Below are 15,557 nucleotides of genomic sequence, written 5' to 3'. Positions count from 1 at the left end.
CAAAATTAAAGCACTACTTGTACTTTACGTGGGACAGAGAGGGCTTATACCGCTTTTTTAAATCGTTTAGTAGGGTATACCTTTCGCGGAGGGTGGAACCATGAATTATGATGGGCATTCATGTATAATAATTAATATTGGCGTTATGTCTATGGGAAGTGAGAATCCTTAGGACGAAATTAGGTGATAGGGGTGTTGTGAGGTTGATGGATCCAGAGGTGTGGTCACAGTTTATAAGGGAAAATTGGCTAGTTATTATTATTGCGCTTGTCCTGCTGTTTGCGGTTGTTAATTTGGTCAAAACCGTTCTGAAATGGGCGATTGTCATTGTTATCGTTGTAGGTTTATTCATCTATAGTGGTGTTACAATGGACCAAATTGGTAACGCTGTGAATAAGGTGGCGGATGGAACAGTAAGTACGCTAAAGAAGGAAGCGCAAGAGGTTATGCTTAAAGAAGCGCAGGATGCGAAGTATACTTCAAATGGAGATGGGACATTTACGATCACAACCCCAAATATTGAAGTGAAGGGCGCAGCGGGTGAAGATAAAGTAGAGGTTACTTTCCGTGGCGTTAGTCTTGGGAAGTGGAGTGTTACAGATACGACAAAAACATTTATCGAGGAAGCCCAAAAACATAAGTGATAGGCTTGAACTCAAAAAATATAACAGCCGAGCAAGCAGGCGACTGAAAGGAGTGAGCGGATATGATAAACGGATGGATGGCTAGTGTGAGTGATGCTAATATCATCTCCATCGCCCTCCTGCTGGTTGTAGTCTTCTCACTATTCCAAGGCTGGAGCAGAGGCTTCTCAAGTGCCACCGGAAGATTATTTGGACTGCTGGGAACAGGATTATTTACTATAGTATCTTTAGTACTAGCTATCCCAGCTGCGGCTTACCTGAATCCTTATGTAGAGAATTGGGCGTCTGGGATTAGTTTGCCTGATACGAAGCTTACCCAGTGGCAGCAAATTTATTATACGGCGGTGTCTGTGCTATCGGAATCCCCGCTAGTTCGGTTTCTGCTGTTACTCCTGATTTCTTATATGTTGATTCGTATGCTCCTGGGATTGTTATCCATGTTGCTTCCTTTTCCGCAATTACGGCGTAATAAGAAATTTAAAGATAGAAAGATTACGCAAGTAAGCCGAATGGGAGGAGCAATTGTTGGATTAATTATCGGCTTAACTCGTAGCCTGGTAATTGTTCTTGCTCTTTTTATCTGTGTCGGATTAAATCCAGAGAGTGGGTTTAGCCGTTATGTGGAGTCATCTCCAATCTATAGTCAAAGTGCTGCCGCTGTATTTGAACCTATTGTTGGGGAGACCGTGCAGAAGAAGCTCCCTATCCTGACGAAGACCGTTGCAGCTGAGATGAATGATATTCTTCGCAGAAAATATGAGGTCATCGATCACGAAATTCCTCAGGATATTATAGGAGCAGCAGAAGACATTGCTGGACAAGCACAGGACGAAGAAAAAAAAGCCAGACTTCTCTATGATTGGGTAGGTTCGCGTGTAACTTACGACTATGCCAAAGCTGATAATTATTTGCAAAACAAGGTCTGGCATGAACAGACACCACAGGATACATTCGACACTCGGCAAGGGGTGTGTATAGACTATGCCCGATTGTACGCAGTGATGGCCCGTTCACAGGGCTTACAAGTACGGGTTGTAACAGGCCAAGGGTATGACGGACGTGGCGGTTATGGTGCACATGCTTGGAATGAAGTATACATTAGTGATCGGCAAGCGTGGATCCCATTGGATCCGACTTGGGCGAGCAGTGGAGATTGGTTCAATCCGAAGGACTTTGATGAAACTCATATAAGGGAGAACGCCCTCTGAGTGAGGGCGCTGAACTCCTTGGGTGTGGTACAATAAACTCAAGTTACAACAGCTCTACCTTAAATGCGAGTGCTATGCTTACAATAAGCAGCTTAGAAATCACCTTCATCATGAGAGCAATGTCGCAGGTAACGGTGTGTCAGACATTAAATATAAGAAAGTATAAGGTTTACGCTATACTTTATGTCTTATATTTCTCGCTTAAACACTTACCATCCTTATAAAGATGAAGAAGGCGTTTATGCTTGTAGAAGGGGAGAAAGCTGGTGAGCTTGTTTGGTAAGCTGCCCCCGCCTAAGGACGGGATATCTTCAAGAAATTCTGTAGGTCTGAGACTGAATATTTTTTTCTTTGGCACTTTTTTTGTTTTTTGCATTATTATTGTTCGTCTTGCAGGTTTGCAATTTACTGAGGGAGCACTGTTGTCTGAAGAAGAAACGAATCGGGAAACGAAAATTGTTCCGCTCGCAGCGTTGCGTGGGATTATTTTTGCTGCCGAAGGAGAGCAGATTGCCTTTTCAACACCTACGGAATCACTTTACCTTACATTAACTAAAGATTACACAGCTAGAACAACAGATAAAGTAACAGGGGAATCCTCTTTTACGGAGAAGGCGAAGAACAAGTCTAATGCGCTTGCGGCAAGACTTGCGGCTGATTTTGCTAAATATGGAGATCCAAATGCACCTAAGCTGACTCAGCAAGATATCTTGGATTTATTAGATTTAGATTTCAAGAAATATTTAGGGTATGTACCGCGGCGGATTAAGACTGGATTAGTTCCAAAAGAAATAGCCTATTTCATGGAGCATAAGGACGATTATCCGGGACTTAGCATCGTGGAGGAAAGTCTTCGTCATTATGATAAAGACACGGTGGCGGTTCAAACGGTCGGCTTTGGGAAGCCTTTCAAATCGACTGAAGACATAGCGCTATACAAGAATATTCGTAGCGCTATGAAAAAAGATGCTTCGCCTGGCCTTATGTATAAAGCAGAAGAATACGTGGGATTTGACGGTCTGGAAATGCAGTATCAACGAGAGCTGCGAGGAGAAAATGGTTATCAGGTCATTTCGGTAACCCCTCAGAATATGGCTGAGAAGGTTGAACAGAACGTTGCTCCTGTAAAAGGTAATAATATTTGGATGACCATTAATAAGAAGATTCAGATGAAGACAGAACAAGCTATATTGGATCAGATCAAATGGCTACATGCCAATGCTGTTCAAGGTGAGACACATCCGGATGCTTTAACAGGATACGCCGTAGCAATGGAAGTGGAGACTGGAAATATCGTCGCTATGGCAAGCATGCCGGATTACGATTCGAATGTGTGGACCAAAGATTCCTTACCAACTACTGTTTGGAATAAAATCATGAATAACCATCTGAACGGTACAATTACTTCAAATTCGTCTGGTAGATCAGGTCATGATTTTAGTTCACTTGTGTTTATGGGATCTACGATTAAGCCATTAAGTGTGTTAATTGGTTTGAACGAAGGTTTTTTTAATACATCAACAACTTACACAGATGTGGGCATTACCTATTTCGGTAAGGATAATAAATCTTCCGTAAGAAATTCATCGGGTCACGTATATGGTTCACTACGTCCAGCAAAGGCGATTACAGATTCCTCTAACGTATTTATGGTCGATATGGTGGGCAAACAGCTTTACAAGAAATATCCGGGGGATAAAGGCATTGAGGTTTGGGACGAATATATGAAAGAGTTCGGATTGGGTGTATCTACGAAAAGTGGACTCCCAGGTGAATCACCGGGCCAGATTAACTATACTGATCTTAAGGCCGCAGGCAGTTCGCAGGCTGCTCTGATCTATGCTTCTTTTGGCCAACAAGGCAGCTATACTACACTACAGCTTGCCCAGTATGCAGCTACCCTTGCTAATGAAGGGGTACGTATTAAGCCTCAGCTCGTTAGTAAGATTACGGATGCGCAAGGTAAGGTGGTTAAGGAATTTCAAAGAGAAGTGCTTAATAAGGTAACGTTTAACAAATCCTACTGGAAAGAGATCAAACAGGGGATGAGTAGTAAAGTTAGTGCCTTTGACGATTTTCCTTATGATTTTGCACGTAAGACAGGTACCTCTGAAAAAACAGACAGAAAAAATATAAACCGCGATAATGGGGTGTTTATTGCCTTTGCCCCGCGAGAAAATCCGAAGCTGGCCGTAGCGGTTGTTATACCTGAAGGCGGCTTTGGCTCCAACAGCGCTGCTCCGGTGGCTCGAAAGATTTTTGACGCCTACGATTGGGAGTACGGGCTCGATGGTGTGCCAAAAAAGAATGTAACTCCTGTGACAGAACCCATTCAAGAATAACAGGCTTTTTTCAAATAAAAACGCCTTCGGCGTCCCTAAAGGACGGTAAGCGTTTATGCGAAAAATATAAGGATAATGTATAGCGTGAAACTTATAGTTTCTTATATTTTAGAGAAAAAGGAGAGAAATATACTGTGAGTTTTTTTCGTAAGCAGGCCTCACCTCCAGATGAGACCAACAGTAAAAGTTCCATAGGCCTGCGACTCAACGTGTTTTTCTTTAGCACGTTCGTTATATTTTGCGTAATTATTATACGCCTGGCTGTGTTGCAGTTCGTGGAAGGCCCGACTTTGACCGAAGTGGAGACAAGCAGAGATACCAAAAATGTCCCTCTTGCATCCATGAGAGGTGTAATTTATGCTGCTGAAGGTGAGAAGTTAGCGTACTCTACGCCGGTACAATCGCTGTATATTACGCTCAATAAGGAGTATACCGCGAAACAAACAGATAAAATTACCGGTAAAACTACGCTGACCCCGGAAGCTAAAGCCAAGTCAGATGCATTGGCGGCGAAGCTGGTAGCTGATTTCAATAAATATGGCGATCCAAATGCTGAAAAGATGACAGAAGAAGATGTTATTGAAGCGCTGGATTTATATTTCCGCAAATCACTCGGCTTTATGGCACGGCGGATTAAGGCTGATCTGACAACTCAGGAAGTAGCCTATTTCATGGAACATAAGGGTGATTATCCAGGTCTTGAAATTGTCGAGGAAAGCATTCGTCATTACGATAAAGATACGGTTGCCGTACAGACGATAGGGTATATCAAGCCTTTTAAATCAGCAAACAGCCTTAATATTTATAAGAATATCTTAAATGCTATGAAGAACAATCCAGAGCCAGGACTAACGTACAAAGATGATGAATTTGTCGGATTTGACGGTCTGGAGCTACAGTATCAGAGAGAGCTTCGGGGACAAAATGGGTATCAAGAAATTTCTGTAAATCCACAGAATATGGCTGAGAAAGTCGAACGAGTTGTCCCTCCTGTGAAAGGTAACGACGTTTGGACAACGATTAATAAGAATATCCAGATGAAGACAGAGCAGGCCATTATGGATCAGATTAAGTGGCTGCATTCCAATCCTGTACAGGGTAAAACGCATCCTAATGCATTAACGGGTTACGCTGTGGCGATGGAAGTCGATACGGGAAATATCGTCAGTATGGCGAGTATGCCGGACTACGATACGAATATTTGGACATCAGGCTCCTTATCTACAGATGTCTGGAACAGTATTATGGACAACTACCAGAACGGTACCATTAACCCGATTTCTTCAGGAACTTCAGGGAATGGACTAAGATCAGTGCTGCTTCTAGGTTCAACTATTAAACCGTTAAGTGTACTCGTGGGTCTGAATGAAGGTCTCTTTACACCTTCAACCTACTACTCAGATAAAGGCTTTGCGACTTTTGGTAAAACAGGTCATGAAACCAAGGTAAGAAACTCTGGAGGACATGTCTACGGTTCTATGGACCCTGCAAGAGCGATTGAGAAGTCCTCGAATGCGTTCATGGTTGATATGGTCGGTAAAAGATTATATGAGAAGTATAAGAGTAAGGGGATAGATGTCTGGGATAGGTATATGAAAGAGTTTGGTCTTGGTGTATCCACGGGAAGTGGTCTGCCAAATGAATTCTTAGGACAGATTAACTATACCAATATAGAGGCTGCGGGTAGTGCACAAGCGGCACTTGTATATGCTTCTTTCGGTCAACAAGGTAGTTATACAGTGTTGCAGCTTGCGCAATACGTAGCTACACTTGCTAACGAAGGACAGCGGATCAAACCTCAACTCGTTAGCAAGATTACAGATGCTGATGGAAAAGTAGTTAAGGAGTTCGGTCGTGAGGTGCTGGATGAAGTAACAGCCTTCGATAAATCCTATTGGAAAGAAATACAACAGGGTATGCGAAGCGAAGTTAGTGCTTTTTCTGATTTCCCTTATGATTTTGCTCGTAAGACAGGAACATCACAGCAAGTGGCTAAGGGTCAAATTCGCGATAATGGTGTATTTATTGCTTATGCTCCACGTAATAACCCTAAGCTGGCAGTAGCCGTAGTCATTCCTGAGGGTGGCTTTGGTTCCCAAAGTGCTGCGCCTGTAGCACGCAAAATTTTCGATGCTTATGATTGGGAATACGGGCTTGATGGTGTTCCGAAGAAAAGCCTTCAGTCAGGTAATAATGTTAATGACCCTGCGAAGGAGGGAACGGCTACAGGTACCGAATAACTCTGACCCTAAGGTGAATATGGAATAAAAAATAAACAGCTGCTCTTTAGAGAGCATACAAGAATGGAGGGGTGGCAATGACTGCCAAATACCGCCTGCTTGCTTTGGATATGGATGGAACCTTACTGAATGATGAACAAATTATTACACCTACAACGGTGGAATGGCTTCAAAAGGCGGTCGACGCAGGCGTTCATGTCTGTCTGTCGACAGGCCGGGCTTTTACAAGTGCATTTCCATATGCGGAGCAGCTTGGACTAGGGACACCAATGATTACTGTGAATGGCAGTGAGGTGTGGCGAGCGCCGCACGAAATTTATCGCCGGTCGCTGATGGACCCTATGCTAGTAAAACAAATGTATGAACTTGCGAAGGAAGATGACATTTGGTTCTGGGCCTATTCTACGGAAAAGGTTCATAAACGGGATAACTGGGATGGGGATGTAACGGGCAGAGAATGGCTTAAATTCGGTTATCACACCGAAGATGATGAGCTTCGTCATAAGCTGCTGCTTCGCCTTCAAGATATGGGTGGACTGGAGATTACGAACTCCTCCCCGCATAATCTAGAGATTAATCCTCTAGGTGTGAATAAGGCGACCGGAATCAAGGAAGTCTGTGCGCTGCTCGGGCTAGAAATGTCCCAAGTTATAGCAGTTGGTGATAGCCTCAACGACCTTGCGGCGATTCAGCAGGCAGGGCTTGGGGTCGCTATGGGCAACGCTCAGGAGACGGTTAAAGAAGAGGCTGACGCTGTGGTGGCTTCTAATAATAATGATGGTATCGCTGAAGTTGTCCAAAAGTATATTTTTAATGAAGTGGTAACCTCTTTAGGCAGCCAATAATGAAGAATTGCTATATTCGAAGTGAATCCATAGAGCATATTTGCTATTAGGGGGTTAAGTATTGACGATCCTGGGTTGGATTCTTATTATTGCTTTATTCGCCGTAGGACTGGCCGGGGCTGTGTATCCGATATTGCCGGGTGCACTAGCGATTTATCTTGGCTTTTTCGTATATGGCTGGTTCTTCTCTTTCGAGCCTTTTGGTGTTTGGTTCTGGATCATTCAAACGCTGATCGTTGTAGTACTATTTATTGCTGATTATGTTGTAGGGGCGTGGGGCGTTAAGAAATTTGGCGGCTCACGTTCATCCATTATCGGGAGTACGATTGGGCTAATCCTTGGTCCATTTGTAATTCCAGCCTTTGGACTTATTATTGGTCCATTTTTGGGTGCCTTTATAGGAGAATTGATCGTGGGTTCTTCACCAGCTAAAGCTGCCAAAGTAAGTGTAGGATCAATACTTGGGTTGTTTAGTAGTACTGTTGTCAAAATTGTGCTACAAATTATTATGGTCGTCCTCTTTTTTATTTGGGTCGTCCGGTTTTAATTTTAACAGTGAAGAAGGGGAAATGGTTTGTCCAAGAAAGAGTCTTTCGTAAAAGGCACGCTTATCCTTGCTGCTGCAGCTTTGGTGGCAAGGGTACTCGGGCTTGTTCAGCGGGTGCCGCTGGATCATATTTTTGATGATGTGGGGAGAGCATCATTTGGGGTATCGAACAATATCTATTTAATGCTGCTCACCGTGGCTACAGCAGGTATTCCAAGTACGCTCAGTAAAATGGTCTCCGAGCGGTACGCTCTGAATCGTCCTGAAGAGGCGAGACAAGTGTATCATGCAGCATTGCTGTTTTCAGTAGCAGCAGGGGTAATCATGACTGCCTTGCTGTACATAGGCGCTCCGTTCTATGCGACACATATTGCTGATGTACCTGAATCAGCGATGGCAGTTAGGGCTATTGCACCTGCGCTTTTACTTTTTCCGGCAATTGCCATGATGCGTGGATATTTTCAAGGGCGTAACAATATGATGGCTGGTGGTATTTCACAGATTGTAGAGCAGTTCGCTCGCGTACTAGTCGCTATTTTACTAGCTTATATTCTATTGCAGCAGGGATATAACAATACAACTATAGCTGCGGGAGCATCCTTCGGTAGCGTAATTGGTAGTATTGCAGCATTTGGTGTCATGATTTATTTTGCGATCAAGCTGCGCCGAGAGGATAAACAGCAGGGATTAAATTATAATACCACTCAAAAATTGCCGATCTGGGGAATTTACAAAGATATTTTCACACTATCGATTCCGATCGTGCTCTCCTCACTTACGATTCCAGTAGTGAATGTAATTGATACTTCTTTGGCTGTACCGCTGCTTATTGATCAGATGGGTAGAGAGAGTGCAACAGCAGCTTTGGGTATACTAACCACGCGTGCTCAAAGTGTGGCCGGAATTCCACCGGTTCTAGCCATTGCGCTAGGTACCTCGCTGATTCCGATCATTTCAGCTGCTTATGCCCGTCGTGATGAGGGACACTTGAAGAAGCAAATTACACTTGCTTTGCGGATTTCTATCCTGACAGGGATGCCAATTGTGTTGGCACTTGTGGCAGCAGCCTATTCTGTAAACGGGTTATTGTTCAGCAGCTTGGACGGAAGCGGAATTGTGGCGATGCTTACGATTGGAACGATCTTTCAGATCACCATGATGACAACGAACTCCATCTTGCTCGGTATGGGCAAATCACGCATTTCAATGTATTATGTGCTAGTGGGTATTATTGTTAAATTAGCAGCAAGCTTCTTACTAAGTAAGGTATTTGGGATATACGGGATTATCGGCGCAACAGCACTTTGTTTCGTAGTCATTACTATTCTTAATTTACGAATGCTAAAATCCATTGTACCTTTCGAAATTATGGGTAAACGGTGGGGCGGCTTTGGAATTTCGGTTCTTGTGTCCGGAGGTATTGGTTTTGGTTTGAACCAAGCTGGAATGCTGTTAACGGATCTAATGCCTGCACGCCTGGCGTTTCTGATCACTTGTCTTGTTGTAGGGGCTGCAGTTGTTGTTATTTACCTGGTATTGCTAATTGTACTGGGCGTGCTTACTAAACAGGAAATCTCCAGTTATCCGCGTGCACTGCAAAAATTGTTGAATCCGCTGATGAAATTACAGCCTGCGCGTGTTCGTATGAGAGAATAGGTTTGACTTCTGCATGACATTTTGCTTCACTTAAAGAATAGAAATTTGACAGATATGGAAGAAAGGACGGTACAAACTATGGACAAAATAAGTTCTCCTGGTGAATTTCAGGTAGCCATTCAATCTCCACGCTTAACAGTAGCCATCTTCAAGGCGGACTGGTGCTCGGATTGTAAGTTTATCGATCCTTTTATCCCTGAGGTAGAGCAAGCTTATGCCGATCGTTTAACGCTGGTTGAGGTTGACGTTGATGCTGTAGGTGATGTTAGTCAGGAACAAAATATTATGGGGATTCCAAGCTTCGTCGCTTATTCCGATGGACGTGAATTGGTTAGGTTCGTTAATAAATTACGTAAATCCCGCGAGGAGATTGAGAATTTCCTGGATAAAGCGGTTCAAGTGCATCAAAGTCTTCAACAGTAATTCCGGAAAACCACCGCTTTCGCCTGTTTGAGCAAAAGCGGTGGTTTTTTTAAAATGCTTCTTCATTACTAAAAACTGCGGGTGATATTTTTTGACGACAAATCAGTTGAAATGGCTTAGTTATCTTACTTGCCTTATCATGTTCCTAGCCGTACTAGGGGGAGCAGTAGTAACGAAGACTGGATCGGGATTGGAATGCGGAAATGAATGGCCGCTCTGTCATGGCAAATTAATTCCTGCTTATACTGTAGGTTCGATGATTGAATACACTCATCGTTTGTTTAGCGGATTGGCTGGGTTATTGTCACTTGCTTCGATGTTTGCTTTTTGGCGTTATGCACGAAATCGTCGGGACTTGTTAGTCTATGCATTTATGACTTTGTTGTTTGTAATTGTACAAGGTGGTATGGGAGCGCTTGCAGTAATTAAATCCCAATCTGCTGCTGTGATGGCACTGCATATGGGTTTTTCCTTGATCGCTTTTTCTAGTTCTCTGATGCTTGCACTTGGAACAAAGAGATGGCATGAAGCAGGCGATTATGATTACGATCAAAAGATGGAGATTCAGAAGAAGCCCGTTAGCAAAGCTTTCCGCAATTTAACCTGTTTTACGGCCTTATATTCCTATGTTGTCGTTTATATCGGAGCCTTTGTTAGTCATACAGATTCACGCGGTGGATGTTCTGGCTGGCCGCTCTGCAACGGTGAATGGGTGCCTGAGCTTTCCGGGGGAGTCGGTATTGTTTTTACACACCGGATTGCGGCTTTGATCTTATTTATTCTTACCGCGGTGCTTGGACATTTAGCTTTTTGGAAACATAAGGATTACCCCGAGCTAAGAGCTCTTGGCGTAGCGGCTGTTCTGCTGTGCTTGATGCAGGTATTTAGTGGAGCTGCAGTTGTTTACACATTAGATAATGAAAGATTGTACATATTTGCCGCTTTGGCTCATATTTTGTTGATTGCTTGTTTGTTTGGTGTTTTATGTTATATGAGCGTAAGAGTCTGGCAGTTGAGTAGCGCGAGAAATGTCGTTGTTGAAAAAAATCCAACGAATCCAATGACACCGTTGTAGCCCTTGGTAGAAAGTTCCCTTCGCGGATAGAGTCGCTTTTCCTGCGGAATAATAAAGTGGAAATCGGTATATCGTGGTGCTGGACAAAACTTTAGGAGGACTGGGATATGCTGCGGGTTATACTTGGAGAGCCGCCTCGAAAGAACAGCGGTGTATTGGCTGATGCGATGGAGAATATGGCCACTTTTGCAGCTTTACTGCGCAAGGAAATGAACGCCCATGAGGATAATGACCATGAATACCGCAAGCTGGAGATTTGGACACGTGGGTTGATCTCCTCATTGGATGAATTGGAGCAAAGCTGGTTCGCTGCAGCTTTTTACCGAAAATCGGTAATCGCCGGTTATATGGATGATATGTCACCAGTGGAACAGGGCGATTATGCGCGGTATGTTTATTTTTATAAAGATGGATTTATTCGTGTGTTCTCTCTTCTGGACAAGCTTGGAACGGTGCTGAATCATTTCTATGACCTCAAAACTTCCAAATTAAAAACGCACTTTTCTTATTTTACAGTGCTGCGTCAACTTCAACTATTGAATGTGCATCCAGCATTAGCGGATCAATTGGAACAGATCAAGAACTCTTATCGTGATCCACTGGAGAATCTACGCAAGCGCAGAAATGCTGAAATTCATTATATGAATTCCGAAATGCAGGATGATTTATGGCAGCGACATCAAGGCTTGCATGACAAAATTCAGCTTGAGGATTTAGATAGCCATCTAGAGGATTTAAAGCAATCCCTCGAAATGAACTGTAAGACGTTAATCGCAGCATATAGCTACAGCAATGAGCAGTTGCGTAAGGAAATAAGCAAGCCAAATCGGGTAAAATCATAAGCGTTCAATATATTTCCTTTTGACAAAAAACAAGAAACTTACTATACTTATGCTTGCATTAAAGTCTGTACGAATTCAAACATAAATTTCATACTCTATATCTTATCGAGAGTGGCGGAGGGATAGGCCCGATGAAGCCCGGCAACCGATTTGTATACAGCGCGATAAGCGTTATGTACAAATGTCATGGTGCTAATTCCTACAATGACGCAAGGTTTGTGGTCGTTGGCAGATGAGAAGGCATTGTCTAAATAAACACACAGAGCCTCTTGCGATCTGCATCGATCGTCAGAGGTTTTTTTTGTATGGAATAAGTGAAATATAAAGGGGGCGATGATCGTTGATTAATCTAAAAGGAATAACAAAGGTATATGGAAAAGGCAGCCATGCGGCCACAGCACTTTCCGGATTGAATCTGTCTATCGAGAAAGGTGAAATATTCGGAGTCATTGGGCATTCAGGGGCGGGAAAAAGCACATTGATCCGTTGCATTAATTTGTTGGAACGCCCGACAGAAGGGGAAGTTTGGGTCGATGGTATTGAACTAACTAAGCTTACCCAAGGTCAGCTGCAGGAACAGCGGCGCAAAATTGGGATGATTTTTCAACATTTCAATCTGCTATCATCTGCGACAGTGTACGATAATATTGCTTTTCCTCTGCGACTCACAGGCACTTCGAGAGCAGCTATTGATACAAAAGTAAAAGACTTGCTTGCCCTAGTAGGGCTTGAAGAACACCGGGATAAATATCCATCTCAGTTATCAGGAGGGCAAAAGCAACGGGTCGGCATCGCACGGGCACTTGCCAGCGATCCTGATGTGCTGCTATGTGACGAGGCAACCTCTGCGCTTGATCCACAAACGACAGACTCTATCCTTAAGCTATTGCTCGATATTAATAAACGGTTCCATCTGACTATTGTGCTGATCACTCACGAAATGCACGTGATTCAGAGTATCTGCGATCGTGTTGCGGTTATTCATGGTGGTGGTATCGTTGAGCAAGGTAAAGTTACGGAGGTATTCTTAAAACCGCAGCATGAAGTTACTCGCGATTTCATCCGTAGTGAGTCACAGAATGAGGGACCCCTTCGTACGGCGCTTGACGCTGCTGCTGGGGACAACTCTAAAGCCGTCAAAATTACTTTTTTCGGAGAAAAGACCTACGGCTCCGCACTTTCCAATGTAGTACGAGAAACAGGTGTTAGCTTTGCCATTTTGCACGGCACCATCTCAACGATTAAAGACGTACCTTATGGACAAATGATTGTAAGGTTCGAGGGTCCAGCTGAAGCGATTGCTGTGACAATAGCCGAACTAACCGCTCAAGGTCTTGAAGTGGAGGTGATTTCGTAATGAATTTCGCAGATTTAAACTGGCAAGAAATGATGGATGCTACTGTTGCTACCTTGCAAATGTTAATATTTTCCGGATTGTTCACAATTATTCTTGGTTTACCACTCGGAATTCTATTGTATTTATGGGGAAGATCGCATAGTATAGTAATCAGAGTAATTTACTCGGTCTTATCATTCGTTGTAAACATCTTACGATCCGTACCGTTTATCATTTTGATGGTAGCCTTAATTCCATTTAGCAAAGCCGTTGTTGGAACTTCTATCGGAGTACTCGGTACGATCCCACCGCTGGTGATTGGTGCAGCTCCATTCTTTGCTCGCTTGGTGGAAACGGCGTTAAGAGAAGTAGATCGCGGAGTAATCGAAGCGGCGCAAGGGATGGGAGCATCTACGAATCAGATCGTTATGCGCGTTCTTTTGCCAGAGGCTCGTCCAGGTCTGCTCGCTGGAGTTACGATCACACTGGTCACACTGGTTTCCTATACGGCAATGTCCGGGATGGTAGGCGGCGGTGGTCTAGGGGATCTAGCAATCCGTTACGGATATTACCGTTATGAGAAGGAAGTTATGATTATCTCAGTAGTCTTGATGGTCATACTGGTGCAATTGCTACAAATGGCTGGTGATCGGCTAGTACGACATTTCACACGGAAATAAGGTACGTCCATATATAGCCTTATTCATACAAATACCAAGGATAAGAGGGGGATTTAAAATGAAAAAATTACTACTTACTTTTTTTAGTCTGACACTGGTTGTGGTGCTGGCTGCTTGCGGCAATAACAATAATGCTTCTAACTCGGCTGCCACTAGTGCGCCAGACAACGGTGCTGCAAATGGATCAACTACAGAACCAGTGAAATTGGTGGTCGGTGCTTCACCTGTTCCACACGCAGAGATCCTAAAAGCTATTGCTCCATTGCTTGAAGCTCAAGGAATTACTTTGGAAATCAAAGAATTTACTGACTATGTTCAACCAAACGTTCAGCTTTCAGAGAAGAACCTGGATGCTAACTTCTTCCAACATCAGCCTTACCTAGATGACCAGAATCAAAAGAACGGTTCGGATCTAGTATCGGTAACAGCTGTTCATGTTGAACCTTTTGGTGCTTATTCTAAAAAAATCAAATCCATCGATGAATTGGCAGACGGTGCGAAAATTGCCATCCCGAATGATGCTACAAACGGTGGTCGTGCACTAATCTTGCTTGCTAAAAATGGTCTGATTACATTAAAAGATGATACCAACATCACATCTACCCAAGCGGATATTACTGAAAATAAGAAAAACCTTAAAATCATCGAGCTAGATGCTGCAATGTTAGGTCGTCAATTAGATGAAGTGGATCTTGCATTGATTAACACTAACTATGCTTTAGAAGCTGACCTGGTTCCTACTAAAGATGCTTTGTTCATCGAGGGTACGGATTCCCCTTATGCTAACATCCTGGTAGCTCGTCCTGACAATAAAGATTCCGATGCAATCAAAAAGCTTGCCGCTGCACTGAATTCTCCAGAAGCGAAAGCGTTCATTGAAGAGCAGTACAAAGGCTCGATCATTCCAGCATTTTAAGACAGAGAGCTAGCTTGCTCTCTAATTACAGCATAAAACCCGCTGCCTAATGGCATGCGGGTTTTATGCTGTATGTTGTAGGAGAAGGGTAAATCCACTATAATAAGAAAATCCCGATCTCCTGAAGAGGAGGATCGGGAATGATATTGAATGGGATTAGAATACTTGCATAACTTCTTGTACGCCTTCTACTTCTTCAAGAAGAGCGCGTTCAATCCCGGCTTTCAAGGTGATCGTGGAGCTTGGGCAGCTGCCGCAGGCACCCATAAGTTTCAACTTAACGATGCCGTCTTCTACATCAACCAGTTCAACGTCGCCGCCATCGCGTTGTAGGAACGGACGAAGCTTATCCAGCACTTCCAATACTTCATCATACATTTCGGTGCTTTGTGCATTCTCACTCATTTCTCAATCACTCCTTTCGTAAGTTCATTATAGTACAAAAAGTTAAAAAATAAAATGGTTAGGCGGAACAGGGAGATCATCATGAGACCAATTATTGAATTTTGTGCCAGTAACATGGGTCACGGAACAGACAAACTAATGCATAAGCTGGAGGAAAATCCCGATTACGATGTAATCGAATACGGATGCCTGAACAATTGTGGGGAATGTTATTTAACACCTTTCGCCATGGTCGAAGGAGACATCGTAGCAGCAGATACTGTTGACGAGCTAGAAGAAAAGATTTCTGCCAAAATCAAAGAGCTAGAGGCTTGGTTCAATATAGACCTTGACTAAGTAGTCGCGCAACATATATTTTTTCTAGAAAAAAATAAAGGGCTGCTCTTTTCCGTTATAAA

Annotated in this window: 15 protein-coding genes and 1 riboswitch; of the genes, 14 read left to right on the top strand and 1 reads right to left on the bottom strand. The window is 43.4% G+C overall.

Annotated elements, in window-relative coordinates:
• The first annotated feature begins 206 nt into the window (after positions 1–206).
• From NST74_RS24860 to NST74_RS24800, 13 genes are all read left to right on the top strand, one after another.
• Positions 207–644, top strand: coding sequence for a hypothetical protein (locus tag NST74_RS24860; protein WP_341115968.1), 438 nt, complete (start codon positions 207–209; stop codon positions 642–644).
• A 62-nt stretch (positions 645–706) separates the two neighbouring features.
• Complete coding sequence (locus NST74_RS24855; RefSeq protein ID WP_341114989.1) at positions 707–1,852, top strand: transglutaminase domain-containing protein; 1,146 nt, start codon at positions 707–709, stop codon at positions 1,850–1,852.
• A gap of 266 nt (positions 1,853–2,118) precedes the next feature.
• Positions 2,119–4,194, top strand: a complete 2,076-nt coding sequence (locus tag NST74_RS24850; RefSeq protein ID WP_341114987.1) for a peptidoglycan D,D-transpeptidase FtsI family protein — start codon at positions 2,119–2,121, stop codon at positions 4,192–4,194.
• A gap of 134 nt (positions 4,195–4,328) precedes the next feature.
• Positions 4,329–6,434 (top strand): peptidoglycan D,D-transpeptidase FtsI family protein, encoded by a 2,106-nt coding sequence (locus tag NST74_RS24845; RefSeq protein ID WP_341114985.1) that lies wholly within the window; start codon positions 4,329–4,331, stop codon positions 6,432–6,434.
• Positions 6,435–6,511: 77 nt separating this feature from the next.
• Complete coding sequence (locus NST74_RS24840; protein ID WP_341114984.1) at positions 6,512–7,279, top strand: Cof-type HAD-IIB family hydrolase; 768 nt, start codon at positions 6,512–6,514, stop codon at positions 7,277–7,279.
• Between the two features lie 61 nt (positions 7,280–7,340).
• Positions 7,341–7,826: a DUF456 domain-containing protein gene (locus tag NST74_RS24835; RefSeq protein ID WP_042130906.1), complete on the top strand. Its 486-nt coding sequence runs from the start codon at positions 7,341–7,343 to the stop codon at positions 7,824–7,826.
• 27 nt (positions 7,827–7,853) lie between these two features.
• Positions 7,854–9,482 (top strand): putative polysaccharide biosynthesis protein, encoded by a 1,629-nt coding sequence (locus tag NST74_RS24830; RefSeq protein WP_341114982.1) that lies wholly within the window; start codon positions 7,854–7,856, stop codon positions 9,480–9,482.
• 78 nt (positions 9,483–9,560) lie between these two features.
• Positions 9,561–9,905: a thioredoxin family protein gene (locus NST74_RS24825; protein ID WP_042130904.1), complete on the top strand. Its 345-nt coding sequence runs from the start codon at positions 9,561–9,563 to the stop codon at positions 9,903–9,905.
• 91 nt (positions 9,906–9,996) lie between these two features.
• On the top strand, positions 9,997–10,980 hold the full coding sequence (locus NST74_RS24820; RefSeq protein ID WP_341114980.1) for a COX15/CtaA family protein: 984 nt from the start codon (positions 9,997–9,999) through the stop codon (positions 10,978–10,980).
• A 107-nt stretch (positions 10,981–11,087) separates the two neighbouring features.
• Positions 11,088–11,822, top strand: a complete 735-nt coding sequence (locus tag NST74_RS24815; protein WP_042130903.1) for a Cthe_2314 family HEPN domain-containing protein — start codon at positions 11,088–11,090, stop codon at positions 11,820–11,822.
• A gap of 99 nt (positions 11,823–11,921) precedes the next feature.
• A riboswitch (SAM riboswitch) is annotated at positions 11,922–12,061 on the top strand.
• A 101-nt stretch (positions 12,062–12,162) separates the two neighbouring features.
• A complete protein-coding gene (locus NST74_RS24810) occupies positions 12,163–13,179 on the top strand; it encodes a methionine ABC transporter ATP-binding protein (protein WP_341114976.1) in 1,017 nt (338 codons plus the stop codon).
• Positions 13,179–13,838 (top strand): methionine ABC transporter permease, encoded by a 660-nt coding sequence (locus NST74_RS24805; RefSeq protein WP_341114975.1) that lies wholly within the window; start codon positions 13,179–13,181, stop codon positions 13,836–13,838. The genes NST74_RS24810 and NST74_RS24805 overlap by 1 nt, the downstream gene beginning before the upstream one ends.
• A 58-nt stretch (positions 13,839–13,896) precedes the next feature.
• A complete protein-coding gene (locus NST74_RS24800; protein WP_339288018.1) occupies positions 13,897–14,754 on the top strand; it encodes a MetQ/NlpA family ABC transporter substrate-binding protein in 858 nt (285 codons plus the stop codon).
• 156 nt (positions 14,755–14,910) lie between these two features.
• Here the strand turns inward: NST74_RS24800 and NST74_RS24795 are convergent, their stop codons facing one another.
• Positions 14,911–15,159, bottom strand: a complete 249-nt coding sequence (locus NST74_RS24795) for a NifU family protein (RefSeq protein ID WP_042130899.1) — start codon at positions 15,157–15,159, stop codon at positions 14,911–14,913.
• An 81-nt stretch (positions 15,160–15,240) separates the two neighbouring features.
• Here NST74_RS24795 and NST74_RS24790 point away from each other — a divergent pair, with 81 nt between their 5' ends.
• Complete coding sequence (locus tag NST74_RS24790) at positions 15,241–15,495, top strand: YuzB family protein (protein ID WP_042130898.1); 255 nt, start codon at positions 15,241–15,243, stop codon at positions 15,493–15,495.
• The last annotated feature ends 62 nt before the right edge of the window (positions 15,496–15,557 follow it).

It is taken from the genome of Paenibacillus sp. FSL F4-0125 (assembly GCF_038008565.1).
GTDB lineage: Bacteria > Bacillota > Bacilli > Paenibacillales > Paenibacillaceae > Paenibacillus_AQ.
Note: the sequence above shows the minus strand (reverse complement) of the source record. Positions and strands in the feature narration are given on the sequence as shown.

Bases quoted from the DNA above. Each gene is read 5' to 3' on its own strand.
- NST74_RS24860 (WP_341115968.1), top strand. From the start codon at position 207: ATGGATCCAGAGGTGTGGTCACAGTTTATAAGGGAAAATTGGCTAGTT.
- NST74_RS24855 (WP_341114989.1), top strand. From the start codon at position 707: ATGATAAACGGATGGATGGCTAGTGTGAGTGATGCTAATATCATCTCC.
- NST74_RS24840 (WP_341114984.1), top strand. From the start codon at position 6,512: ATGACTGCCAAATACCGCCTGCTTGCTTTGGATATGGATGGAACCTTA.
- NST74_RS24825 (WP_042130904.1), top strand. From the start codon at position 9,561: ATGGACAAAATAAGTTCTCCTGGTGAATTTCAGGTAGCCATTCAATCT.
- NST74_RS24815 (WP_042130903.1), top strand. From the start codon at position 11,088: ATGCTGCGGGTTATACTTGGAGAGCCGCCTCGAAAGAACAGCGGTGTA.
- NST74_RS24805 (WP_341114975.1), top strand. From the start codon at position 13,179: ATGAATTTCGCAGATTTAAACTGGCAAGAAATGATGGATGCTACTGTT.
- NST74_RS24800 (WP_339288018.1), top strand. From the start codon at position 13,897: ATGAAAAAATTACTACTTACTTTTTTTAGTCTGACACTGGTTGTGGTG.
- NST74_RS24795 (WP_042130899.1), bottom strand. From the start codon at position 15,159: ATGAGTGAGAATGCACAAAGCACCGAAATGTATGATGAAGTATTGGAA.
- NST74_RS24790 (WP_042130898.1), top strand. From the start codon at position 15,241: ATGAGACCAATTATTGAATTTTGTGCCAGTAACATGGGTCACGGAACA.